This is a genomic window from Paenibacillus sp. J23TS9 (genome assembly GCF_018403225.1).
In the GTDB taxonomy this organism is placed as follows: domain Bacteria; phylum Bacillota; class Bacilli; order Paenibacillales; family Paenibacillaceae; genus Paenibacillus_AQ.
In genome coordinates this window covers 1,840,324-1,863,242 of sequence record NZ_BOSG01000001.1, presented here as the reverse complement: position 1 = coordinate 1,863,242, position 22,919 = coordinate 1,840,324, and the positions used below count along the sequence as shown (strand labels likewise).

Genomic DNA, 22,919 nt, shown 5'->3' with positions numbered 1-22,919 from the left:
GAGCGAATTCTGATGAATCAAGCGGAGTTATCCGCTTCTTTTTTTCAGCAATATTTTGCAGATGAGGATCTGGAGAAACAATCGGAACGATTACTGAAAGGATTTGCCAATAATTCCGATGCACAAGTGCAGATTATTAATCCATCGGGCCGACTATTGCAGGACTCTACCGGACTTCCGGGTGACAATATCATGATGAAGTTTGTAGATGTGCAAGAAGCTGTTAAAGGTCAACCTGGCGTTTGGAAAGGAGAGGACCCTGCAACCCAAGAAGCCATATTAGCGGTGTCTTATCCTTTAAAAGCTAATGATACTATCGTTGGGGGAGTCAGATTTATCACTTCGTTAACCGAAACAATAAGTACGGTTAATCAAATCACAGTCTTACTGATCTGTGTCGGAATGCTTGTTGTTGCGATCGTTACCATTCTTGGGCTCGTGTTATCATGGACCATTACAAGATCCATTAAAGACCTTAAACAGGCAGCCGACCAGATGACAGAAGGAAACTTCAGCATAAGAGTGCATAAGCGCTACCGTGATGAGCTCGGTACCTTGGCAGATACGTTAAATATGATGGCAAGTCGAATATCGAAGAGCGAACAGCTTAAAAATGATTTTATTTCTTCAGTGTCGCATGAACTGCGTACGCCACTTACGTCGATTAAAGGATGGATCATCACTTTGAAATCGAATGGGGTGGACAACAAGCCTCTGCTTCATGATGGACTGGGTATTATCGAATCAGAAAGTGATAGGTTAACCCGTATGGTGGATGAATTGTTAGATTTCTCTAAATTGGATAATGGAAGAATTACCATTCACTTTGAACCTGTGGATCTAACGGATCTAATACAGCGTATTGTCAGACAACTCGCCCCAAGAGCTGCTCGCCAAGGGATATCACTCGAAATACAAACAGGCAAAGCCCTTCCTGCCATTCAAGCAGACGAGAATCGGTTGAAGCAAGTACTGATTAATCTCATTGATAATTCAATCAAATTCACATCCCCCTCTGGGCAAATCCTCGTTGATGTTTATACGGCTCCAAGCAAAGTCGTTATTACCGTTGAGGATACAGGAACAGGAATTACAGAGGAGGATCTAAATAATGTACTGCAAAAATTCTACAAAGGGGATCAACATGCTTCCGGCAGTGGTTTGGGTCTAGCCATTTCTGAGCAGATCATTAAGCTGCATCATGGAGAACTGCGAATAAACAGTACAGTAGGCAAGGGAACGATCGTCCAAATTGAACTGCCGGTATAAGGGAAACTCAAATTTAACTATTTCATAACCACTTTATTCCCTTACACAGATACAATACTAAATAAGCTGATAAGCGAGGAGTCGATGATCCTAATGCCGAGCAAGTTCATTAGAATAGGTGCCATGTTGACAACGTTATGGTTGCTCGGAGGATGCGGGGTTCCAGCAACACCACTAGATACGATAAAACCTCCTTTATCAGAAGCAAACATGCAGCGATATAAGACAAGCCAAGAGTTGATCAAATTATTACCTGAGAAAGCGCAATTGTTAGCACCAATACAGGGACAAGAGGGGCAAGATATTTCTTTCGGAGATATGGACGGAGACGGTATTGACGAAGCTGTCGTTGTATATGAAGACAATGAAAACATAGGTAATACTCTAAAAGCCGCGCTGTTTAAGCAGCAAAATGAGACATGGCAAAAGATCTCGGAAGTCAATGGATTTGGTTACGGTCTGGAGTATGCCGGAATTTTTGATATTGATCATGATGGAAATAACGAACTTGCGTTAGGCTGGTCGTTGGGTGACGCAGGAAAAGGCCTGGATGTCTACAGGTTGAGTGAGGATAAGTTAAAGCTGTTATCCAAAAAGGCTTTTCACGAAGAATTGAATCTTGAGTAATTTGTCCCAAGGATAGTCTTTGTCGTTGATGGAGGTGTTCTATGATTTGAACAGTAAAATAAGAGGACGCCCTGATTATGTACTTCTATTTTTAACGGTGCTGCTTGTTGGTTTTGGATTAATGATGATATTTAGCGCAAGCTATCCGGTTGCCATATTAAAACATAATAGTCCGTGGCACTACGTCGTGAAACAAGGCGTATTTGCGCTCATCGGATTATTTGTGATGTTCATTTTTATGGGTATTCCTTTTTCACGGTGGAAAAAGGCTTCGCCAATTCTGCTGCTGTTCTCATTGCTCGCACTAATGCTTGTATTAATAGGGGGCGCGAACATCAACGGTGCGAGAAGATGGTTTGTGTTGAGCGGTTTTAATTTGCAGCCAGCAGAGTTCACCAAGTTATCCATTATCGTATATCTATCAGCAATCATTAGCAAAAAAGGGGATCAAATCCGGAATTTTCGTAGAGGCTTACTACCCATTTTGGTCATGATAGGCATCATTCTGCTGCTTGTCATGAAACAACCCGATTTCGGCACGGTGTTAATCCTGTTCTTTATTGCAATAACGATTCTTTTAGTCGGCGGTGTTGATCTCCGTCACCTTTTCATCCTGTTCTTGGCGCTCGTTCCTGTTTTGATTTACCTGGCCATAAGTAAGAGCTATCGTCTCCAGCGAATCACTTCTTTTCTACATCCACTTGATCATCCGGATGACTCGGGGTATCAGCTTATTCAGTCGCTTTATGCGTTAGGGCATGGAGGTATTCGCGGGACTGGAATTGGTCATAGTGTGCAGAAGCTGTTTTATTTGCCCGAAGCCTATACCGATTTTATCTTTGCTGTGGTTGGCGAGGAACTGGGGTTTATTGGCACGTCACTGCTCATCATCGTATTTTTTCTTTTTATCTGGCGAGGTTTTATTGCTGCAATCAGGAGTAATGATCCATTTGGCCTAATGCTGGGCATGGGAATCGTTATGATGATATGTATTCAAATTATGTTGAATATTGGTGCCGTTATCGGCAGCCTGCCCATTACAGGGGTACCGCTTCCTTTTATCAGCTATGGAGGATCTTCGCTCATTTTGTGTTTAGCATGTACAGGCATTCTACTTAGTATTTCTCGAGACAACTATAGAAAACGTAAAGAAAACGACAGAAATTCAACAAAATAGAGGTTGTCATATGTTTATCACCAGCAAACTTGCAAAACTTGATAAGTTCACGCTTTTTCTTATATTGTGTCTTGTTGCCATTGGAACCATAGCAATTTATGGGGCAACGACGGATACACATTTAGATGGTCTTCACATTAGTTATTTATATCTTTTCGGTGCTTTCTGCATTCCGATGTTATTTCTCGCATTGCTGGATTACAAAATTCTATTGGGCAGGTTGTCCTACCTTTTCTATGGAATCGGCATAGCGATGCTTATTGTGGTCAAATTGTTCGGAGAACACATTAACGGTGCATCCCGTTGGTTAAGTATTGGGGGCTTTCAGCTTCAACCTTCTGAGCTGGCTAAAATATTCACAGTGCTACTGATTGCTCATGTATTGGGTGAGCGGGAGGGAATGAAGCTCCGTCTTTTTCAAGATTTAGTTCCGATTTGCATCATTTTCTTGATTCCTTTCATCTTAATCATGGATCAGCCCGATCTAGGCACTTCTCTCGTTTTCGTTGGTATATTAATTAGTATGCTGTGGATTGGTAACATCCGTTCAATATATATGATTCTTTTCCTTGGTTTATTGATCACTACGATCGGCACAATATTGTGGTTATATTATGCCAACTTCGAATTGTTATCTAAAATTGTAGAGCCACACCAAATGTCAAGAATTCAGACCTTTCTGGACCCAACCAGCGATCCCGATAAATCATGGCATGTTAAAAACGCAATGACGGCGATAGGTTCGGGAGGATTGACAGGAAGCGACGGAATCTATTTACGTAAAGGATTTATTCCTTATGCGTATTCTGATTCGATATACGTGGTCATTGGCGAGGAATATGGTTTTATAGGTTCTTCCGTGCTGCTGCTGTTTTATCTACTGCTCGTGTATCGTATGGTGCATATTGCCATGGAAAGTAGGGAACGTGCAGGATCATATTTGGTTATCGGGTTTATCGCAATGATCATTTTTCAAGTTTCCGTTAATATCGGAATGCATATCGGCTTGCTTCCCTTGACGGGCATATCCTTGCCTTTCATAAGTTATGGCGGCAGCTCGCTTCTTAGCAATATGATTGCGATCGGCCTCGTGCTCAGTGTGAAAATTCATAAAAATGAAATCTCGATTGAACCATCTGTGAAATAAAAGGCAGATGATGTTAATAGGATCACGAAGGAGTATCTCTAAATGATTCAACTGGAAAAACTAAAGAATTTACTTTCGAACTGTGATGAAAATTCTATGTTGACATTTGTTGAAAATTTCAAGCCGTATGATGTGGCCATATGTGTAGAAAAACTGGATAGAGCAGAGCAACTCCAATTGATGAAATTGCTTCCCCCCGATATGTCTGCCGAAATCATAGAATATTTGGAGCCTGTATTGCAATATCAGATTCTTAATCATTTAGAGGAGAACGAGACATCGCAGGTACTGAATAAAATGTCAGGCGACGTAGTAGCAGATATGATGCTGGCCATTCATCGGCATCAGGCTGTCAAGCTGTTGAATCTGCTTCCACAAGATTATCGGGATAAAGTCCTAACATTAATGACATTCCCAGAACACACCGCGGGGAGCTTGGCAACGATCGATTATATCGCAGCACAAAGCTCATGGACTATCGAGAGAACGCTGCAGCATATCCGCAAAGTTGGGCATGATGCGGAAATCACTTCCTATGTCTATGTGACTGGAATTAAAGGGGAACTTTTAGACGTCGTTTCATTGAAAACAATTATTTTATCCGAGCCTCAGACAAGGCTGGAAGATATCGTAATAGGGGAAGTCATTTCTGTACCGGCCACGATGAAGCAAGAGGAAGCAGCGGAGCTATTATCCCGCTATGATTTGGTGGCCCTACCCGTTGTAGAGGTACAGAACCGGCTTATTGGTGTCATAACTGTCGATGATTTGATTGATGTCATACATGAAGAGGCTACAGAGGATATTCATAAACTGGGTGGAAGCCAGCCGTTAACAGATGCTTATTTCAAAACCTCCGTATTTCATTTGTACAGAAAACGGATCGTATGGCTATTGATTTTGTTTGTGGCTGAAGCTTATACCGGTACGGTTCTGAGACACTATGAGGAAACGCTCTCCGAAGTGATTGCACTGGCATTCTTTGTTCCGCTGCTAATAGGTACAGGTGGGAACACGGGAACCCAAACCGTATCCACTTTAGTCCGGGCTCTTGCCGTAGGTGACGTGCAGTTTCGTGATATTTTTAAAGTGATGAGAAAGGAAATAACCACAGGCCTTCTGACAGGAGCCTCCATTTCATTGATAGCTTATTTACGCGCCTTGTTTCTTGGAGTTGAATCGAATGTTGGACTGGTCGTTGCCATTACAGCCATGTCCATCGTCATTTGGGCTTCCTTTGTTGCCGCTATCTTGCCATTAATATTGCATAAGTTGAAAGCAGATCCCGCAGTCGTCTCGGGGCCATTCATTACTACTTTGGTAGATGGGACAGGTCTTATCATATACTTTACGATTGCCAAAATACTGCTTGGGCTTTAACTTAATTGCCTTTACCGCTGAATTCCCATGAAGGGAAATACAGCGGTATTTTTGTGTTTTGAGGTTCTTTTTTTGCATCTTTACATCAATTGTACATACTTGTCTGCATGTATTGGTTATTGCTCGAATAAGTTTAGAAAGTAGAACAGGACAGACAGTAGGGTGGAGATGCAGCAGATGGGAATGAATAAACAAAGCTTTATTCGCGGGACGTTCATTTTGACCGTATCGTCATTTTTTACAAAAGGGCTTGGATTTGTTAACGGAATATTGCTGGCACGCTTTTTGGGAGCTGAAGGCGTAGGACTGCTTATGATTGCACATCCGCTGCTTCCGTTGTTTATTACGATGACAGAACTTGGGCTCCCTGTAGCGATTTCGAAGCTGGTATCTGAGGCAGAGGTTAAACGGGATGAAGCACGAGTAAAGCGTATTCTCGCCGTATCCTTAACGGTCACAGGCAGCTTAAGTGTTGTATTAACCTTGGCGGCTTTATTCGGTTCCAAGTGGATCGCCTCGATTGTTTTAGCCGATCAGCGGGCGTATTTTGCAATGGTCGCCATTACGCCAATCATTCCTATTATCGCGATGTCAGCTGTACTGAAGGGGTATTTTCGCGGTAGACAGAACATGAACCCCCTCGCCTTATCTGACATCATTGAAAATCTGGCGCAAATCCTCGTCATCATCGGAGTTGTCAAAGTGCTGCTTCCGTACGGCATCGCCTACGCTGCGGCAGGGGCGATGGCTGCTGCTGTTATCGGTGAAGGCGTTGGTTTAATCTATTTGTTTGCCGTATTCAAATGGTCCAATCGGGGGAGGGTCAGGGAAAACCCGCCCATTGCGCCAAGTGCTTCGCTTAAGGGAGATCGCACGCTGAGAGATTTGCTGCGAATCGGCTTGCCGATGACAGGCAGCGGATTTATCCATTCCATCTATCATGCTTTTCTCCCGCTTCTGATTACGAAAAGCTTGGTGCTGTTCGGTGTCGGCGTGGAGGTAGCGACCAAGCAATTCGGTCTGTTGGCCGGTTATGCCATTCCGCTGCTATTCCTCCCCAGCTTCTTTACCCAATCGCTGTCGACAGCGTTAATTCCGGCGATCAGCGAGGCAAGTGTGGACAACAATACTCAGCTCATGCACAGCCGCATGGACATGGCCATGCGTACCGCGCTTATTGTCGGTGTGCCCTGTACTATCATCTTATATCTATGGGCAGTACCGTTAGCGACCTTAATCTATCATGCGCCAGAAGCTGGCGTGCTGCTCAAGCTGCTTGCACCTTTATTTTTTCTCCATTATTTTGAGGCGCCGCTGCAAGCGATTCTGCTAGGCTTGGGCAAAGCGTCAACCGTCATGTGGAATCATGTGATGACGAATATTTTTGAAGTGAGTCTGATTTATGTGCTCGGTTCTAACCTTGGAATCGAGGGAGTTGCGATGGGATTTGGGCTTGGCATCCTGCTGCTGACCCTACTGAATTTTTATTCCGTCGCTACTACAATCGGCTTTTATTTTGACCTCCGTATTATCGTCAAAGCAGGAGCGGGAGGCATTGTCATGACGGTTACCAGTCTGGCAGCTCACCGTTTTCTGGAACGCATGGAATTGGGACAGACGGTTGCGTTATTCGGAGCGCTCCTCATTTCGTTGATCGTCTATGCTGCAACATTGCAGTTAACCCGCGCTTTGCGCAGCGGTCCGAAAACGCCGACAATTACGCCGGTTTCTTGAATGGGAATTTACGTACTGGTTATGAAGCAGAGAGCGCTACTGAAATAAATAAGAAGATCCGGTACCACGTAGGCATCGGATCTTCTTGGATGGTCATAGTAATAAGATCATATAAGCTAACGAATCCGCGAAATTCGCGGATTTTTTGTGTGCATATGTATTACTTCCCTACGAGCTCATCTTTTACCTCGAACGATTCCACTTCTCTAACTTCACCGTATAATTCATTTAAATGCTCCACATGAGCCATGCCCCAATCATTCATTGCCTGCAACACAGGGGTCATACCTATTCCATATTCCGTAATAGAATATTCAACTTTAGGTGGGATTTGCTGATATATTTTACGATGAACGATATCATGATTCTCTAATTCTCTTAATTGTGAGGTAAGCATTTTTTTTGTTATATCCGGTATTGCTTTTTGTAGTTCGCTAAATCTCATCGTACCATTCGAAAAAAGCTGAAATAAAATAACAGGTTTCCATTTACCAACCAGGATCTCTAATGCCGTTTCGACTCTACATTCAGCTGACATGTTAGCACCCTCTCACAGTATTAGTATAAGCAATGTACTAGGTATCATTTTGTATACTATGTTTAATTTAAGTGCCTACTTCCAATGAATGACCCTTTGGCATTATTATAGCTCTATAAGTTAGGCATATACAAGGAGGGGCATCCGTTATGAATATTGCTTTATGGATCGTCCAGGGACTTTTAGGATTAATGTTTATTTTTGCAGGCTCGATGAAAGCATTTCAGTATGAAAAAGCGCAGGCTTCATTGCCCTGGGTAAAAGAATATTCAAAAGGTTTAGTTACTTTTATCGGGATCTCGGAACTGCTTGGCGGACTGGGTTTGATCATCCCTCAAGCTACGGGAATTCTACCTATCCTGACACCGATTGCAGCGATTGCTCTTGCAATAGTCATGGTACTGGCTGCCGGCTTTCACGCGAAACGAAAAGAATATCAGGGTATCGGGATGAACTTCATTTTGTTAGCGTTAGCTGTGTTTGTTGCAATTGGGCGCTATTAAGTTTGTCGTTTCAATCATACGAAAATCATGATGGAACATCGTTACCGACATGATGTAACTGTTACAGAAATAAGGAGGTCAGACTATGCTTTCCCCAGTCTTTTTGGCACATGGTTCACCGTTTACTATATTTGAGGAATCCGATTTTACGAAGTTTCTCAAACAATTCGGCCAAGAATATCGCCCTAAAGCGATCGTCATATTTTCGGCTCATTTCGAGAGCGAAATGACGACTATAGCCGCTACCGATGATGTTCATGAGATGGTGTATGATTATTACGGGTTTCCGGATTCCTTTTATCAGGTACAGTATCCCGCGAGAGGTTCAACGATTGTTGCTTCTATCGTGGAAGAACGGCTGCGCCGGAATAATATTCCTGTCCAGCAGAAATATCGGGGGCTGGATCATGGCGTATTCCCAATTATGATGCATGCTTATCCGGAAGCGGATATTCCGATCGTTCCCGTATCGGTCAATCCTTTCTTACCGGCAAGACAGCAAATTGCGATCGGTGAAGCACTTCAAGGTCTGGAGAAAGACGGTATTCTCGTCATCGGCAGCGGTTTCGTAAGCCATAATCTTCGTGCTTTTGACCGGGATAAGGATGCGCCACCTCGTGAATGGGCTGTGCAGTTAAAAAATTGGATTCGAGACAAAGTGGTTACCAGGGATATTGAGTCCTTGAGTCAGTATGATATCCTGGCACCGCATGCAGCGATGGCAGTACCGCGGGCAGAGCACTTCGTGCCGCTGCTTATAGCGCTGGGAAGCGGAAACTCCGGTAGCGATATTCGCGTTTTATTTGATTCAATCGAGCATGGTTCCGGAAGTTCGCTGTCTATTCAGTTTTAATCTTGGCTGTCAGAATACTAATAATATGGGCACGTTCCATGCCTTAATTAACGGTAATAGTTGAATAGATCGCTGAAGTGACAGAGAAAAACCTACCTACCTGTAAGCAGGTGGGTTTTTTATTTTCAAAAATAACTTAAACACTTGGAGTGAAAGTGATCTGAAAAAGAATTGAAGAGGCTATACCGGAATCAAAGACAGTTGGTGGCAGTTTTCCTGAGATAGCGTGCATGCCAAACTTTACAGCAAAACCCTGCCCTATTGAGGAGCGGGGTTATATATTGTGATTAGCTTATACTTTTTTTCTGGGATTGGATTTTTACATGAAAAGTAGAGGCTTACGATAAACCGTTGTTATAATCCCATTGAGCAATATTGTTAACCTCGATGAAATAATTTGGTTTACAATTGAAAAATATCAAGCTATGATTTACCCATACATAGATGTCGACTCTAGTAGGTATTTAATTTGAGAACATAGTCATGGAGGACGCAAATGAAAACAAAAGAGATGGTTTTTGCTGCATTATTCGCAGCATTCATAGGAGTATTAGGTTTGATTCCACCGATTCCACTGGGTTTTATCCCGGTATCCATTACTGCACAAACACTTGGCGTTATGCTCTCGGGATGCTTTTTAGGAAAGAAGACGGGTACGATTAGTTTGGTTTTGTTTATCGTATTAGTCGCTTTAGGTTTACCTTTATTATCTGGTGGACGCGGAGGTCCTTCCGTATTCGTAGCACCGTCAGCCGGATATTTACTAAGCTGGCCATTGGCCGCGTTTTGTATCGGGTATGTAACGGAAAAGGTATGGTTAACCGTAAAGACTTGGAAAATGATCCTGATCAATTTAGTTTTTGGTGTGGTATTAGTTAGTTTAATTGGTGCGCCGGTGATGGCGCTCATTACCCATACATCTGTCTGGGCCGGACTTGTAGGTGCTACCGCATTCTTGCCGGGGGATTGTATCAAAGCCGTTATCGCAGCCATTATTGCAATACAATTAAAAGCCATCAGCCCGATTGAAGAAAAAGTGAATAACACATAATTACTTAAACTGCGAATGGGTGTGATATGAAATGAATCTAGTAGAACCATTACTTCGTTATGCTGTACAACAGCCGGGCAAAGTTGCCTTATCCGATGGTGAAGAGAGCCGAACTTACTTGGCATTAGTACAGAGGATGATGCAAATTGCGCAGGGACTTCAACAAAATGGCCTGACACAGGATAAGATCGCTATTTTATCTACGAATCGCATAGAATTTGTGGAGGTTTTTCTAGGAGCCATATATGCAGGTTGTATTCCTGTACCTTTGGATCCGAAATGGAGCATGAACGAAGTCAATGCGATTGTACAGCAATGTCAGCCGAAAATGATTTTTACGGAAACTAGATTCGTAAAGAATCTGGTTTTGCAGGATACAGAGATCAAGCTTCTAACCTTTTCAGCAGAAGAAGCAGGTTCGTATGACAACTGGCTGCAGACTTTCAAGCCAGAAGCAGAAATGGATGATACGAATGAATTATTATTTATCGGCTTTACTTCAGGCACAACAGGAACACCCAAGGGGTATATGCGCACCCATTTTTCTTGGATCAAGAGCTTTGAGGCGACGAGCGAAGCCTTTCAACTAGACAACATGGAGCATATTATAGCTCCAGGCCCACTCGTTCACTCCTTATCCTTATTCGCATTAATGCAAAGCTTATCCAGTGGGGCGACCTTTCATATGGTACAACATTTCAATGCAAGACTGGTTTTAGATCTGTGCAGGCAGATTCCAGATGCTATTTTGTTTGTTGTGCCCACGATGATTGAATCGATGATGCAAGAGATCATCCCCGGACAGACACACATCCAAGCCTTGATTAGTTCAGGTGGGAAATGGTCCGAAGCGTCCAAGCAAAGGAGCAAGGAAGTATTTTGCGGGGCTAAGATCTATGAATATTACGGCTCTTCCGAAGCAAGTTACATCAGTTATTTGGATGTTCATGATCAGAGAAAAGCGAATTCAGTAGGAAAGCCCTTTTCAGGCGTACAAATTTCCATCCGGGATGAACATTTTCAGGAAGTATCTACTGGGAACGTCGGGCAGCTGTACATCCGAAGTGACATGATGTTTATGGGCTATTATCAATTGCCTGAGGAAACGTCAGCCGTTTTTCGTGACGGATGGCTCATTCTTGGCGATTATATGTCTGTGGATGACGATGGTTATTTGTATATGGCTGGACGTTCTAAAAATATGATGGTAACGGGTGGCCTTAATGTATTTCCTGAGGAAGTCGAGTCCGTGCTGCAGCAAATTCCGGAGATTCAAGAAGTGATGGTACTTGGGGTGCCTGATCCCTACTGGGGAGAACAAGTGACGGCACTCGTGAAATGGAACAGCCAACAGCATTTATCTATCGAAGATATTAAGAAATATTGCCGACAGTATTTAGCGAGCTACAAGGCACCAAAGCAGCTCATCACGGTGGATGAGTTCATCTACACAAGCAGCGGGAAATTAGCTCGTCAGGCGATGAAAGATTATGTGAAGAGAGTGATGGTATGACAGAAGCTGTGATTGTCATGGCAAAACGTACGCCCATTGGTAGAATGGGTGGCGTTTTAAGCGGGCTTGAGCCGGAGGCATTATTAGCGCCGCTTATTCAGCATATTGTAGCGGAAACGAAATTACCCAAGGACTTCATCGATGATGTCATCATTGGCAATGTGGTAGGTCCAGGTGGGAATATTGCAAGAGTTGCTGCTCTTGAAGCAGGACTTCCTGTCACCGTCCCTGGCGTTACGGTTGATCGGCAGTGTGGTTCGGGTCTTGAGGCCATCAATATCGCAGCACGCTTCATTCAAAGCGGGGCCGGTGAGGTTTATTTAGCAGGTGGTGTGGAAAGCACAAGTCGCGCGCCATGGAAAATGGCGAAGCCGCAAACATTGATGGGCGTACCCCAGCTGTATACACGTGCACATTTTACCCCAAGCACCTACGGCGATCCGGATATGGGTATTGCCGCGGAGAATGTCGCCCATAAATACGAGATATCCAGAGAAGAACAAGATCATTATTCTTTAAAAAGCCACCAAAAGGCAATCCATGCTCAGCAGACAGGACGATTTCAGCAGGAAATAGTACCGCTTCAAGTTGATGGCGAATGGGTGACTAGTGATGAATGTCCTAGAGCCAACACGAGCCTCGAAAAGCTGAAAAAGCTATCGCCAATCTTTCTGGAACAAGGTACCGTAACCGCTGGTAATGCTTGTCCTCTCAATGATGGAGCTGCGCTTGTTCTAATCATGTCCCGTGAAAAATGTGAGGAGCTTAAGTTAAAGCCTATATTGCGCGTAGTGGATGCTCAAGCGGCAGGTGTCGATCCGAATTATTTAGGAATGGGCCCCGTTCCAGCTGTCCAGAAGGTGCTGAGTCGTCAACAGATGACCGTGGCTGATTTAGACATTGTGGAGTTTAATGAAGCATTCGCCTCCCAAGTATTGGCTTCGCTAAATCAGCTTCAGATCCCTCAGGAAAAGGTCAATCTTGGTGGTGGCGCGCTTGCTATTGGCCATCCATATGGTGCATCAGGGGCGATTTTAATGACGCGTCTATGTGCTGAAATGCTGCATAATCCTTATCAAAGAGGTCTGGCCACGCTGGGCATTGGCGGTGGTATCGGTATCGCAACCCTTGTGGAGGCGATGGAATGAAGAGAATTCAGCATCAAATTTATATCACAGCGGAGTGGATTTCCCAGTATGCAGACAGTATTGAGGCTCCTTTGCAGTCGATACATGGCAATCTCATCGCACCTGCGACAATGCCCGTTATTTTCTGGCAAGCATTTGATATTCCTTGGCTGAACATGAAAGCCCCCCTGATTCACGGATCGCAGCGTTTTTCGTATGAGGCACCGATTACGGCAGGCATGATCTTGGACTGTGAATTAGCATTAACGAATGTAGAGCGAAAAGCGGGTAAACAAGGCATTCTGACATTTTTTACACATACGCTTGTTTGTAGATGTGATGGCGAACTTATTGTCACAGCGGATACGGTATTGATTCGGGTAGGTGATGATCACGAAAAAACACATAACCTATGAAGCCATTCGGCAATATGCCGCAGCTTCTAAAGATACGGCAGACATTCATTTGGATGCTGAAGCCGCAGCAGGGGCGGGATTCAAACGGCCCATCGTGCATGGTATGTATATCATGGGACTGGGACAATCGCTTTATTTGAGCGAGCATCCAACGCAATGGATCTCAACGTATGATATGAAATTTCAAAAGCCGCTTTTAGTAGATTCGGTAGCGATTTTTGAATTTGTGGACAGTGATGGCCATATCCTGATGACCGTTACAGCAGAGTCTGGTGAAGTGATTGCATCGGGAACATTGTCAGTGAAAGAGAGGCAGCGATGAAAAAAGTAGCGATCATCACAGGAGCGACAAGAGGAATTGGGCGCAGTATCGCCGCTAATCTTGGACGATCCGCTTATCAAGTCGTAGTTAATGGGACGAATCGAGTGTTAATCGACCAAGTCGTGCAGGAGATTCATGATGCAGGTGGGGAGGCGGCCGGTTACTGTGCTGATATTGCAAATCCGGCCTTAGTCACTGCGATGGTGGATGCCGTCATAGCTGATTATGGACGCATCGATGTACTGATACATAACGCTGGAAATGTTCATGATCAAAAATGTCTTCGTATGACGGATGAAGAGTGGCATTCTGTACTCGATGTTCATTTGAATGGCGCATTTTATACGATTCAGCGCGTGCTGCCCCATATGCAAAATAATGGCGGAGACATCATTCTGATGACTTCGACTGCCGGATTAACAGGTTCGGTTGGACAAGTGAATTACAGTGCAGCAAAGGCGGGTATGCTCGGCGTCGTGTGGACGCTCGCTGCCGAACTGAAGCATCATCAGATTCGGGTGAATGCCATTTCCCCTGCTGCCTTAACGGATATGACAAGGCCTGTAATCGATCATTTGAAGGAAAAGTATGCTATTCGTCATGAGCCATTTCCGGAGTTCTGGCGGGTAGGGGAAGCAGATGATATCGCCCGCTTCGTGGCCGCCTTATTGGCACAGCCGGATCCAGAGCTAACAGGTGAAATATTTGGCGTGAACGGCTCCAAGGTGACCAAGTGGCAAAAGCCGGAGCCTGTCTTTACCGAGAATAGCATTGAGGCATTCTTCACAACGTGGTACCGACAGAAGGGAAGTACATGAATGCTTACATTCAATCAAGTTCATTTCTATTATAAAAAGGGACAGCCCGTCTTAGAAAATATAAGCTTTACGATCGAACCAGGTGAGTTCGTCGCGATCGTTGGCGCCAATGGTTGCGGGAAATCTACAATTGCCAAGCTAATGGATGGACTGCTGCTTCCGAAGGAAGGTCGTGTGGAACTTAACAACTTAGACACGTCAAAGCCTTCTGACCTTACCCGGATTCATGAGCAAATCGGTCTGGTCTTTCAAAATCCAGAGGATCAATTCATTACCACAACCGTTATGGATGAGATACTGTTTGGCTTGGGAAATATTCGCGTGCCAAGAGAGGAAATGCTTGAGCGTCTTCAGCATGCATTGCAAGCTGTTCAAATGGAGGATTACTTAGAAGCCTTGCCACACGAGTTATCCGGCGGTCAAAAGCAGCGCGTAGCCATTGCGGCTATTGTGGCCATGCGCCCTCAAATCATTATTTTCGATGAGGCGACTTCGATGCTTGATCCACAGGGGAGAGAACAGGTAATTTCCATTATGCGTGAGCTGCATAGGAAAGGCATGACCATCATTCACATCACACATCACATGGAGGAAGTGCTATCTGCTGAGCGCATGTTACTCATACATCAAGGGAGACTCGAATTTGATGGCGACCCGCTGGCCTTTTTTGAAACCATGCCCGCTGCGGACTATCAATTACACTTACCATTTGCCGTGCGACTACATCAACAACTTCATGAAAAATCGCCACTTACAGCTGATTGGAAGGAGATGATTCGTTCACAATGGTCTATCAACTAAACGATGTGAGCGTGCATTATACCAATCAAGCGGCTATACAACATGTAAATTGCACAATCCAAAAGGGGAAGTTTATTTCCGTTATCGGTCAAACGGGTGCAGGAAAGTCTACGTTTGTTCAAGTGCTGAAGGGGCTGATTCCCGCCATTGATGGAGACTATTTGGTTCATAGGCAGCCAGTTAATAGAGATGCTAAAGGGCAGATCAAGGTCGTCCCGGAAATCGGATTCGTATTTCAATATCCAGAGCATCAGCTATTTGAGACGACGGTTCAAAAGGAGCTTGCCTTTGGGCCGAAACAACGAGGGTTTTCAAGTCAGCAGATTACAGAGTCTATTAAAACGATTTTACCGCAAGTAGGTCTGTCGGAGGAAATTCTTCCGTTTCCTCCCTTCCAATTAAGTGGAGGTCAGAAGCGACGAGTAGCCATCGCCTCTGTGTTGATGATGGACCCGGAGCTGCTTATCGCGGACGAACCGACAGCAGGTCTTGATCCGGCCAGCCGAGTCGATATGCTGCAGTTACTCAAGAATTGGCAACTACAAGAGAATCGCACGCTTATCTGCGTCTCACACCAACTGGAAGATGTCGCCGAATACTCGGATGAGGTTATCGTATTTCATGCCGGTCAACTTAGGGGTCATTATGACACTAACACTTTATTTCTGGAACAGTCCCAGCTGCTGCAGGACATCGGGTTACCGCTGCCAGAACCCATACAACTGCTAAAGATGATAGAAGAATTATCCGGCCGGAACATTGAGGTGGCAAGCTGTAGAGAAGAAGATATTTTCAAAGCCATTATGCCAATCTGGAAAAGAAGGGGCATCTGAATGGCTAATACCATACTCATAGGTCAATATATCGAGACGCATTCCATATTTCACCGGCTGGACCCGAGGACGAAGCTTATAAGCATCACCACAATGATGCTGAGCTTCCTGATGCTTGAAACGGGTCTTAGCTACTTGGTTGCAAGCCTCTTCGTGATAGGCTTGTTAATGATATCGAAGATTCCGGTCCGCGTGATTTGGAGAGGGATAAAGCCCATTTTATTCATCTTGATGTTTACCTTTCTATATCATGTTATCTTCACAAAAGGAACCGTAATTTGGTCATGGTCATTCATTGAGCTAACTGTGGAAGGGTTACAAAATGGGACGCGTTTCGTCTGGCGCATTGTTTTACTCGTCTTATTAGCATCTGTACTAACGTTAACCACAAAACCGCTAACATTAGCCTATGGTCTTGAAAAGTTGCTATCACCGCTATCCAAGCTTAACGTTCCCGTGGAGCAGTTTTCTTTAATGATTGTCATTGCGATTCGGTTTATCCCGACCATTGTGCAGGAACTGGACCGCATTCTTCTGGCGCAAAAGGCTAGAGGGTTTGACATGACGACATTACCGCTACCCAAACGGATGTTATCCTATATTCCGATTTTAGTTCCGCTGCTCTTCACGACCATTCAACGTGCCGAACAGCTGACCTACGCTATTGATACACGTGCTTATGGCAATGGTAAAGGAAGAACCAGCTATAAGCAGCTGAAATTTCAGAAAATGGATTATCAAGTAGGCGGGATCGTCATGTTATTTGCCTTGACCCTACTGTTATTAAGGTATAGATGAATGTATATGGTAAAATACGGGAGGTGTTAACGATGCAATGGAATACGAGGATCACTGAATTATTGCAAATTAAGTATCCTATCATTCAAGGAGGGCTTGCCTATTTGGCTTATGCAGACCTCGCTGCCGCAGTTTCGAATGCCGGAGGATTAGGACAAATCACTGCCATGAGTCTCCCGAACGCAGATGCTCTCCACCAAGAAATTCAGCGTACACGTACACTTTCAGACAAGCCATTTGGTGTCAACTTTGCTATTGGTATGCATGGTGTATCTTTCGAGGATCGAGTGCAGGTCGCGATTGATGAGCAAGTATCCGCTGTGACGATTACGGGCGGTAATCCTGCGGCGATTTTAGGGATGCTGCAGTCCACGGATATCAAAACACTGGTGCTCGTTTCCTCAAGCAGACAGGCACAAAAGGCGGAACAATTAGGTGCATCTGCTGTGATTGTTGTGGGGCAGGAAGGTGGCGGACACTTAGGGCGTGACGATGTTGGCACTATAGTTCTTGTTCCGCAGGTGGTTGATGCCGTTTCAATTCCCGTCATTGCCTCAGGGGGGATCGGAGATGGCCGCGGTTGGATGGCTGCCCAAGCACTTGGTGCAGAAGGTATCGAAATGGGGACGCGCTTTATTGCCACTCAGGAATGTGTTCATGCCTCTGCTTCCTATAAAAAGGCTTTAATCGAGAGTTCGGAGTTTGATACAGCTGTAATTAAACGTTCGATCCATTCTCCTGCCAGGGTTCTGCGAAGTGAATACATCGATAAAGTACTTGAAATCGAGCGCGAGTCACCAACTTATGAGGCGTTAAAGAATTATATTAGCGGAGAAGCCAACAAACGCTGGATTTACGACGACATCAAGGAAGAAGGCTTTGGTTGGGCAGGTCAAGTAACCGGTATGATTCATGATATCCCTACGGTTTCCGAGCTGATGGACAGAATGGTTAAAGAAGCAGGGAGTATTCGTAAAAAGTGGGGGTCTCTATAATTTATTAAAACAAGTGCTTGTCCAGTGCTTAAGACAAGAACTTATTTTCATAACCTCTACGAACAAATAAATTACTAACCGTCGTTGCTCTCTGATGAACGAAAGCGCGTGAAAGACCTTAGATTGATTTCTTATGGACTTTCCGGTACTTCAGCAGAAGCGGATAAAACAGGATGCCGCTGACAATCAGCGCAAGTCCAAGCAGGAACGTCTTGAGATCCGCGGTACCTGCTACAATCACCCATAGCGAGTAAATGGCAGCCAAAGCCGCTATGATCCCTTCGGTGACCCGCTCCTTCTGGAATGTGTAGGTTTCGCCAGTCCAGATCAGCTTGAGGTGGTAGAGCGATGCGATCAGGTAAGGGACCAGATAAGCTAGCGTAGCGATATAGATGATAAAATCAAACGCCGCCGAGATGGAACCCGAGATCGTGGATAGCAGCAAAATCTGTCCGAGGATGCTGGAGATCCAGAGTGATACCTTTGGCATACCTTTACTATTCTCCTTGGAAAAGGACGGCAGGAATACGCCTAACTTGGACGCTTGGAACGGCACTTCGCTGCTTAACAGCACCCAGCCGATGGTGGAGCCCAGCAGACTAATCAGGCCGAGGCCAGCTAGCAGCTTGCCGCCAATGGGTCCCAACACGGTAGAGATGCCGTCCACCAGCGGGTTCTGTGAAGCCATTAGTTGGTCTTGTGTCAGCAGGCCCATTGTCAATATGCTAATGCCTACATACAGTACGATCGAGATCAACAGCCCGGCGATGGTCGCGCGGCGGATATCCTGCTTGCGCCGGGCGCGTGCTGCAAAGACCATGGCGGATTCCACTCCGATGAAAGCCCAAAGCGTTGCAATCGCGGCCGAGTTAACCTGGGAAAGCAGACTGAGCGTCTCCCCGCTGTCGTTAGTTCGTGGAGCCAGGAATGGCCCAATATTGCTCTGCTCAAACGAAAACAGGGCAATCACGATGAAGAGTGCAAATCCGATGACCTTGGTGGCCGTAGCAATAAAATTTAACCTTCCCGCACCGTTCATGCCTTTTTGACAGATGGCGTATGTTCCCCATAGCAGTAGCGAGCAGACGAGAAACGTCAGGGCATTGCCAGCTTTTAACGTGAAATTCCCGATGGTCAGCCATTCCTTGCTACTGGTAAGCACCGGGAAGAAGGTGGAAAGATAGCTTGCGAACGTCGTGATAACCGCCACAAAACCGGCGATATTGCCTACCCAGTATCCCCAGGTTGACATAAAGCCAGCCAAGAGGGAGCCATGGGAACCTTTACGAAACAGCTCCTTCGCATAGATTTGCGGGCCGCCGCTAAGCTCAGGCTTGCGGACAGCCAAGCTGCCGAAGACAAGCGCCAGGGTGAGTACACCGAGTCCTGTAGCGCCCCACGCCAGAATGACCCCGGCAGGACTTGCCGCTTCCGACAGAGATCGAGGCAGCATGAAAATTCCGGAACCGACCATGTTGCCGACCACGAGGGCGGTCAGGATCCAGAAGCCTAATTTATGTCTGGTCATGATGATAAACCCCTTTTGAAAATTTTCGGAAAGTTACTTGCTGATATGAAAAAATGAACCGACAGGTATTTATAATACACTTTCTTCTGCTAAAGCGCCAGAGTAAATATCAGGAGAGTGCTTATTTTCCTTCCGTCAGCAAGAGCCCGATGTTTCGGCAGACCGTGCGAGGGGGAAGAATAGATGAGAAAGTAGAGCAACCGACAAGGAGCGTGAAACCCATGAGAGAAATTCGTGAGGGCAGTCAGGAACTCGTCCTCGTGGAGGATGGACAAGACGTTGCGGAGATTCACTTCAAGCCGCTCGATGACCGGATCATTGTTATTGACCATACGTATGTATCGGAACAGCTGCGAGGCCAGAAGATAGGCGATCAGCTGGTGAAGGCGGTCGTAGATATCGCCCGCAAGGAAGGCAAGCAAATCGTTCCCGCGTGCTCGTTTGCTTTGGCTCAATTTAAAAGGCATAAGGAATATAAGGATGTCTGGGCGCAGGTGGAAGGGTAGCAAACGAAACAGGGAGCATGTAGCATGATGGCAACGGGTTAATTAACGAAGGAACATAGATCCAGAAGGAGCTGCGGAAATCGCGGCTTTTTTTGTTTTAGGCTACAGGTCGTATTCGAGAATGCGTTGCCACCATTAAGCTATCGGAAATTCAGGTACGTTTTGTAGAAACATCTTGAATGCGTTAAAGAATCGTCAGTTCTGCAGCATCCCCAAAAAAGCCCCTGCAGCCAGCGATGGGGTCAAATATTTGTGGACAGCAATACCGATATGCCGATCCGGTAGGGGGATTTCTGTTCTAAGCTCCAGCAACGATCCGTCCGCAATACGAGATGCGACAAAGTCCCGAGGCAAGAAGGCTATCCCATAACCTCGCTCGGCAAATTCCGCGAGCATATCCAAGCTGCTCAACTCGAAATCGGCTTCCACTTCCACCCCTTGCGATCGGAACCACCCTTCGATGAAAAATCGTGTCGAGCTGCCCATGGATAGCATTAACAGAGGAAGCTTAGTCAGCTCTTCAGTCCGTAAGGGCTCTCGTGTCCAATCCGCAAAAGCCGTTCCAACGACCGCACAATAAGGCGAGGCATGGGAGTCGAGGACCTTGATTTCTTCATCCGATACCGGCAGATGGACGAAGCCAAGGTCCAGAGAGCCTTTTTTTAAACGTTCCAAAATGCTGCTGGTCCGCTCCTGCGTCAGTTGAATGCGAATGTCGGGATAATCGGCATGGAACGAGTCGAGCGAGGGTAAAAGAAAATCCTTAACGATCGCCCCGTTTGCACCAATTCTCAGCCGTCCTTCGCTAAACTGCTTCAGTTTCTTCATGCGGCGCTCTGCAGCATCAAGTTCCTCGAACGCTTGCCGGACATGCTTATACAAATCCTGTCCTTCTTGCGTTAAGCGGACCCCCTTGGATAATCGGTCGAATAGCACAACACCGAAAGCCCCTTCAAGCTGCTTGATTGCATAACTCACAGAAGGCTGCGTCATATGGAGATTTTGCGCGGCTTTCGTCAAATTGGAAGTCTCAGCAGCATGCAGGAAAACGCGATACCATTCTGTGTTCGCGATCATTTGATATCAATCCTCTCTATGGCACACGTCGAATATTACGATTTCATTTATTTCAAGTATAACTCTAAACTGAAAGAGAAGAAATTCTAAATATTCGGGGAGGAATTAGCATGGCGGGAAGTACGTTCGGAGAGCGGTTAAAAATGACCACGTTCGGGGAATCACACGGAGAGGCTGTAGGCGTAATTGTGGAGGGTGTCACGCCGGGCGTTGAGCTGGACGAGGCATACATCCAGATTCAGATGGATAGAAGAAGGCCGGGACAATCCTCAGTCACGACTCCCCGGAAGGAATACGATAAGATACGCATCCTATCTGGCCTATTCGAGGGGCGTACAACGGGGACGCCACTGTGCATCATGCTTAACAATACAGATATGCGCCCGTCAGCATACGACGACATCCAAAACATGTACCGGCCCGGGCATGCGGATCTCACATATGAGAAAAAGTATGGAATTCGCGATTTTCGCGGCAGCGGCAGGGCTTCAGGAAGGGAGACGACTGCTCGGGTGGCTGCGGGAGCGGTGGCGCGTAAGCTTTTGGACCGGCGGGGTGTTTCGATTCTGGCCTATACGACTGAGATCGGCGGTATAAAATGCGAGAATTTCGACGCCGATGTCATTGAACGCAATGCGGTGCGGGCGTGCGATACGGCAGCCGCAAGTCGCATGATCGAGAAGATCGAACAGCTGACTGAAGAGGGTGACAGCTGCGGAGGTATCGTCGAATGCCGAATCCGCGGCGTCGCTCCGGGGCTAGGGGAGCCCGTGTTCGACAAATTGGACGCAGAGCTGGCAAGGGCTATGTTGTCCGTGGGCGCGATTAAGGGTATTGAATTCGGGGCGGGCTTTCAAGCAGCCGCAATGCGGGGAAGCGAACACAATGATCAGATGGACACAGATGGATTCCTGACAAACCATGCCGGGGGGATCATCGGAGGAATCAGCACAGGAGCTGATATTGTGTTCCGTGTCGTCGTCAAGCCGACTTCATCTATTTCCTTACCACAACGGACTATTGACGTGAACGGCAATGAGAGGGAGATTAAGACGATCGGCAGGCATGATCCGTGCATTTGCCCCCGCGTCGTGCCCGTGATCGAAGCCATGGCCTGCATGGTGATCGAGGATCATTACAAGCGCCAAGCAGCTTTGCTGAATGAATAAATGGCCTCCAAAGTATGTTGGGAATCAGAGAGGAATTTCCATATTATTAGGTTATCTAGTTCAACGAACGTGGCAGGAATATCGTGAGAAAAGAAAATATCCTCTTAAGAGTCCGCGGAAACCGCGGCCTTTTTTTGTGGATTCAAAATAACGAAACGATAGCCTAAATGACGACAATGTTCACGATTTAATTTCTTACTATGAATTAATTTTGCTCAATTGTGTATTGATGTTTGGATAGGGGTGATTCGGAACTGTGAGTTGGATCAGGAATTGGAGGGAATTAAAGATAATTCGAGTAAAGCATAGCATCCACTCATTGTAAACGATGCCATGAACACATATTAGAAGATTTTGAACCTATCCTTGACTCTTTGCTTCTTTACATGAAGTGTTTGAAAGGAGTAAGATTTCATTCGTAATCATGACTTGTGAACCTGAAATTATATACTCCTAGATCGCTTAATTCTGAAATCAGGAGCGGGGGAACCAAAGAGGATGAGTTTTTTTCATCCTAGGGGTGAATCACTTGGTTATTAACTATAAGTGTAGGGATACTTTCAAGCCCGAATCCGTCAGCTAACCTCGTAAGCGTTATGAAAGAGGAATTTGTCGTGTGCAAAAGTTTTTAACAAGCCACGGGAAGGTCCAACTTTCCTGCGGCTTTTTTTGTCGTGTCGAAATGGTTATGAGCGATAACCGTTTCGGGACATCTATGATATTACAACTTGACACTG

23 protein-coding genes and 1 riboswitch are annotated in these 22,919 nt (G+C 45.6%); of the genes, 20 read left to right on the top strand and 3 right to left on the bottom strand.

The features are described 5' to 3' along the window. Positions 1-12 precede the first annotated feature (12 nt). From KJS65_RS08825 to spoVB, 6 genes are all read left to right on the top strand, one after another. A complete protein-coding gene (locus KJS65_RS08825) occupies positions 13-1,269 on the top strand; it encodes a sensor histidine kinase (protein WP_244864445.1) in 1,257 nt (418 codons plus the stop codon). A 93-nt stretch (positions 1,270-1,362) separates the two neighbouring features. Continuing rightward, positions 1,363-1,896 (top strand): hypothetical protein, encoded by a 534-nt coding sequence (locus KJS65_RS08820; RefSeq protein ID WP_213649492.1) that lies wholly within the window; start codon positions 1,363-1,365, stop codon positions 1,894-1,896. 46 nt (positions 1,897-1,942) lie between these two features. Beyond that, positions 1,943-3,073 carry a putative lipid II flippase FtsW gene (ftsW, locus tag KJS65_RS08815; RefSeq protein ID WP_213649491.1) on the top strand — a complete coding sequence of 377 codons (1,131 nt, stop codon included), beginning with the start codon at positions 1,943-1,945 and terminating at the stop codon, positions 3,071-3,073. A 10-nt stretch (positions 3,074-3,083) separates the two neighbouring features. After that, entirely contained in the window at positions 3,084-4,220 is a 1,137-nt protein-coding gene (locus tag KJS65_RS08810; protein WP_213649490.1) for an FtsW/RodA/SpoVE family cell cycle protein, read from the top strand. Between the two features lie 42 nt (positions 4,221-4,262). Next, a complete protein-coding gene (gene mgtE / locus KJS65_RS08805) occupies positions 4,263-5,600 on the top strand; it encodes a magnesium transporter (protein ID WP_374706145.1) in 1,338 nt (445 codons plus the stop codon). Positions 5,601-5,777: 177 nt separating this feature from the next. Then, positions 5,778-7,334 carry a stage V sporulation protein B gene (gene spoVB / locus KJS65_RS08800; RefSeq protein ID WP_213649489.1) on the top strand — a complete coding sequence of 519 codons (1,557 nt, stop codon included), beginning with the start codon at positions 5,778-5,780 and terminating at the stop codon, positions 7,332-7,334. 160 nt (positions 7,335-7,494) lie between these two features. On the opposite strand, the gene KJS65_RS08795 is transcribed toward spoVB, so the two are convergent. Then, positions 7,495-7,872, bottom strand: a complete 378-nt coding sequence (locus tag KJS65_RS08795) for a winged helix-turn-helix transcriptional regulator (protein WP_213649488.1) — start codon at positions 7,870-7,872, stop codon at positions 7,495-7,497. A 149-nt stretch (positions 7,873-8,021) separates the two neighbouring features. Between KJS65_RS08795 and KJS65_RS08790 the strand changes: the two genes are divergently transcribed. The 12 genes from KJS65_RS08790 to KJS65_RS08735 all read left to right on the top strand — a co-directional run bounded on the left by KJS65_RS08790 (position 8,022) and on the right by KJS65_RS08735 (position 17,902). After that, a complete protein-coding gene (locus KJS65_RS08790) occupies positions 8,022-8,375 on the top strand; it encodes a DoxX family protein (RefSeq protein ID WP_213649487.1) in 354 nt (117 codons plus the stop codon). Between the two features lie 85 nt (positions 8,376-8,460). After that, positions 8,461-9,228, top strand: a complete 768-nt coding sequence (locus tag KJS65_RS08785; protein ID WP_213649486.1) for a DODA-type extradiol aromatic ring-opening family dioxygenase — start codon at positions 8,461-8,463, stop codon at positions 9,226-9,228. A gap of 496 nt (positions 9,229-9,724) precedes the next feature. Then, a complete protein-coding gene (locus tag KJS65_RS08780; protein WP_213649485.1) occupies positions 9,725-10,279 on the top strand; it encodes a biotin transporter BioY in 555 nt (184 codons plus the stop codon). Between the two features lie 31 nt (positions 10,280-10,310). Further along, the gene (locus KJS65_RS08775) at positions 10,311-11,792 is read left to right on the top strand and encodes an AMP-binding protein (protein WP_213649484.1); all 1,482 of its coding nucleotides are present in this window, start codon (positions 10,311-10,313) and stop codon (positions 11,790-11,792) included. After that, positions 11,789-12,940, top strand: a complete 1,152-nt coding sequence (locus KJS65_RS08770) for a thiolase family protein (RefSeq protein WP_213649483.1) — start codon at positions 11,789-11,791, stop codon at positions 12,938-12,940. Before KJS65_RS08775 ends, KJS65_RS08770 begins: the two co-directional genes overlap by 4 nt. Beyond that, complete coding sequence (locus KJS65_RS08765) at positions 12,937-13,335, top strand: FAS1-like dehydratase domain-containing protein (RefSeq protein WP_213649482.1); 399 nt, start codon at positions 12,937-12,939, stop codon at positions 13,333-13,335. Before KJS65_RS08770 ends, KJS65_RS08765 begins: the two co-directional genes overlap by 4 nt. After that, positions 13,307-13,657, top strand: a complete 351-nt coding sequence (locus KJS65_RS08760; protein WP_213649481.1) for a MaoC family dehydratase — start codon at positions 13,307-13,309, stop codon at positions 13,655-13,657. The genes KJS65_RS08765 and KJS65_RS08760 overlap by 29 nt, the downstream gene beginning before the upstream one ends. Beyond that, positions 13,654-14,475 (top strand): SDR family NAD(P)-dependent oxidoreductase, encoded by an 822-nt coding sequence (locus KJS65_RS08755; protein ID WP_213649480.1) that lies wholly within the window; start codon positions 13,654-13,656, stop codon positions 14,473-14,475. Before KJS65_RS08760 ends, KJS65_RS08755 begins: the two co-directional genes overlap by 4 nt. Further along, positions 14,476-15,276: an energy-coupling factor transporter ATPase gene (locus KJS65_RS08750; protein ID WP_213649479.1), complete on the top strand. Its 801-nt coding sequence runs from the start codon at positions 14,476-14,478 to the stop codon at positions 15,274-15,276. It begins immediately after the preceding gene. Continuing rightward, positions 15,261-16,109: an ATP-binding cassette domain-containing protein gene (locus tag KJS65_RS08745; protein ID WP_213649478.1), complete on the top strand. Its 849-nt coding sequence runs from the start codon at positions 15,261-15,263 to the stop codon at positions 16,107-16,109. The genes KJS65_RS08750 and KJS65_RS08745 overlap by 16 nt, the downstream gene beginning before the upstream one ends. Continuing rightward, entirely contained in the window at positions 16,110-16,907 is a 798-nt protein-coding gene (locus tag KJS65_RS08740) for an energy-coupling factor transporter transmembrane component T family protein (RefSeq protein WP_213649477.1), read from the top strand. 32 nt (positions 16,908-16,939) lie between these two features. Further along, positions 16,940-17,902, top strand: a complete 963-nt coding sequence (locus KJS65_RS08735) for an NAD(P)H-dependent flavin oxidoreductase (protein ID WP_213649476.1) — start codon at positions 16,940-16,942, stop codon at positions 17,900-17,902. A 118-nt stretch (positions 17,903-18,020) separates the two neighbouring features. On the opposite strand, the gene KJS65_RS08730 is transcribed toward KJS65_RS08735, so the two are convergent. Continuing rightward, positions 18,021-19,430 carry an amino acid permease gene (locus KJS65_RS08730; protein WP_213649475.1) on the bottom strand — a complete coding sequence of 470 codons (1,410 nt, stop codon included), beginning with the start codon at positions 19,428-19,430 and terminating at the stop codon, positions 18,021-18,023. Between the two features lie 221 nt (positions 19,431-19,651). Between KJS65_RS08730 and KJS65_RS08725 the strand changes: the two genes are divergently transcribed. After that, the gene (locus tag KJS65_RS08725) at positions 19,652-19,936 is read left to right on the top strand and encodes a GNAT family N-acetyltransferase (protein ID WP_213649474.1); all 285 of its coding nucleotides are present in this window, start codon (positions 19,652-19,654) and stop codon (positions 19,934-19,936) included. Between the two features lie 195 nt (positions 19,937-20,131). Here KJS65_RS08725 and KJS65_RS08720 read toward each other — a convergent pair whose 3' ends face one another. Then, the gene (locus tag KJS65_RS08720) at positions 20,132-21,013 is read right to left on the bottom strand and encodes a LysR family transcriptional regulator (protein ID WP_213649473.1); all 882 of its coding nucleotides are present in this window, start codon (positions 21,011-21,013) and stop codon (positions 20,132-20,134) included. Positions 21,014-21,123: 110 nt separating this feature from the next. Here KJS65_RS08720 and aroC point away from each other — a divergent pair, with 110 nt between their 5' ends. Further along, positions 21,124-22,182 (top strand): chorismate synthase, encoded by a 1,059-nt coding sequence (gene aroC / locus KJS65_RS08715; RefSeq protein WP_213649472.1) that lies wholly within the window; start codon positions 21,124-21,126, stop codon positions 22,180-22,182. A 449-nt stretch (positions 22,183-22,631) separates the two neighbouring features. Then, positions 22,632-22,792, top strand: a riboswitch (cyclic di-AMP (ydaO/yuaA leader). Positions 22,793-22,919: the final 127 nt, after the last annotated feature.

Excerpts from the sequence above, each read along its gene's own strand:
- KJS65_RS08825 (WP_244864445.1), top strand. The coding sequence starts at position 13 with ATGAATCAAGCGGAGTTATCCGCTTCTTTTTTTCAGCAATATTTTGCA.
- KJS65_RS08820 (WP_213649492.1), top strand. The coding sequence starts at position 1,363 with ATGCCGAGCAAGTTCATTAGAATAGGTGCCATGTTGACAACGTTATGG.
- KJS65_RS08810 (WP_213649490.1), top strand. The coding sequence starts at position 3,084 with ATGTTTATCACCAGCAAACTTGCAAAACTTGATAAGTTCACGCTTTTT.
- mgtE (WP_374706145.1), top strand. The coding sequence starts at position 4,263 with ATGATTCAACTGGAAAAACTAAAGAATTTACTTTCGAACTGTGATGAA.
- spoVB (WP_213649489.1), top strand. The coding sequence starts at position 5,778 with ATGGGAATGAATAAACAAAGCTTTATTCGCGGGACGTTCATTTTGACC.
- KJS65_RS08795 (WP_213649488.1), bottom strand. The coding sequence starts at position 7,872 with ATGTCAGCTGAATGTAGAGTCGAAACGGCATTAGAGATCCTGGTTGGT.
- KJS65_RS08790 (WP_213649487.1), top strand. The coding sequence starts at position 8,022 with ATGAATATTGCTTTATGGATCGTCCAGGGACTTTTAGGATTAATGTTT.
- KJS65_RS08785 (WP_213649486.1), top strand. The coding sequence starts at position 8,461 with ATGCTTTCCCCAGTCTTTTTGGCACATGGTTCACCGTTTACTATATTT.
- KJS65_RS08780 (WP_213649485.1), top strand. The coding sequence starts at position 9,725 with ATGAAAACAAAAGAGATGGTTTTTGCTGCATTATTCGCAGCATTCATA.
- KJS65_RS08775 (WP_213649484.1), top strand. The coding sequence starts at position 10,311 with ATGAATCTAGTAGAACCATTACTTCGTTATGCTGTACAACAGCCGGGC.
- KJS65_RS08770 (WP_213649483.1), top strand. The coding sequence starts at position 11,789 with ATGACAGAAGCTGTGATTGTCATGGCAAAACGTACGCCCATTGGTAGA.
- KJS65_RS08765 (WP_213649482.1), top strand. The coding sequence starts at position 12,937 with ATGAAGAGAATTCAGCATCAAATTTATATCACAGCGGAGTGGATTTCC.
- KJS65_RS08760 (WP_213649481.1), top strand. The coding sequence starts at position 13,307 with ATGATCACGAAAAAACACATAACCTATGAAGCCATTCGGCAATATGCC.
- KJS65_RS08755 (WP_213649480.1), top strand. The coding sequence starts at position 13,654 with ATGAAAAAAGTAGCGATCATCACAGGAGCGACAAGAGGAATTGGGCGC.
- KJS65_RS08750 (WP_213649479.1), top strand. The coding sequence starts at position 14,476 with ATGCTTACATTCAATCAAGTTCATTTCTATTATAAAAAGGGACAGCCC.
- KJS65_RS08745 (WP_213649478.1), top strand. The coding sequence starts at position 15,261 with ATGGTCTATCAACTAAACGATGTGAGCGTGCATTATACCAATCAAGCG.
- KJS65_RS08740 (WP_213649477.1), top strand. The coding sequence starts at position 16,110 with ATGGCTAATACCATACTCATAGGTCAATATATCGAGACGCATTCCATA.
- KJS65_RS08735 (WP_213649476.1), top strand. The coding sequence starts at position 16,940 with ATGCAATGGAATACGAGGATCACTGAATTATTGCAAATTAAGTATCCT.
- KJS65_RS08730 (WP_213649475.1), bottom strand. The coding sequence starts at position 19,430 with ATGACCAGACATAAATTAGGCTTCTGGATCCTGACCGCCCTCGTGGTC.
- KJS65_RS08725 (WP_213649474.1), top strand. The coding sequence starts at position 19,652 with ATGAGAGAAATTCGTGAGGGCAGTCAGGAACTCGTCCTCGTGGAGGAT.
- KJS65_RS08720 (WP_213649473.1), bottom strand. The coding sequence starts at position 21,013 with ATGATCGCGAACACAGAATGGTATCGCGTTTTCCTGCATGCTGCTGAG.
- aroC (WP_213649472.1), top strand. The coding sequence starts at position 21,124 with ATGGCGGGAAGTACGTTCGGAGAGCGGTTAAAAATGACCACGTTCGGG.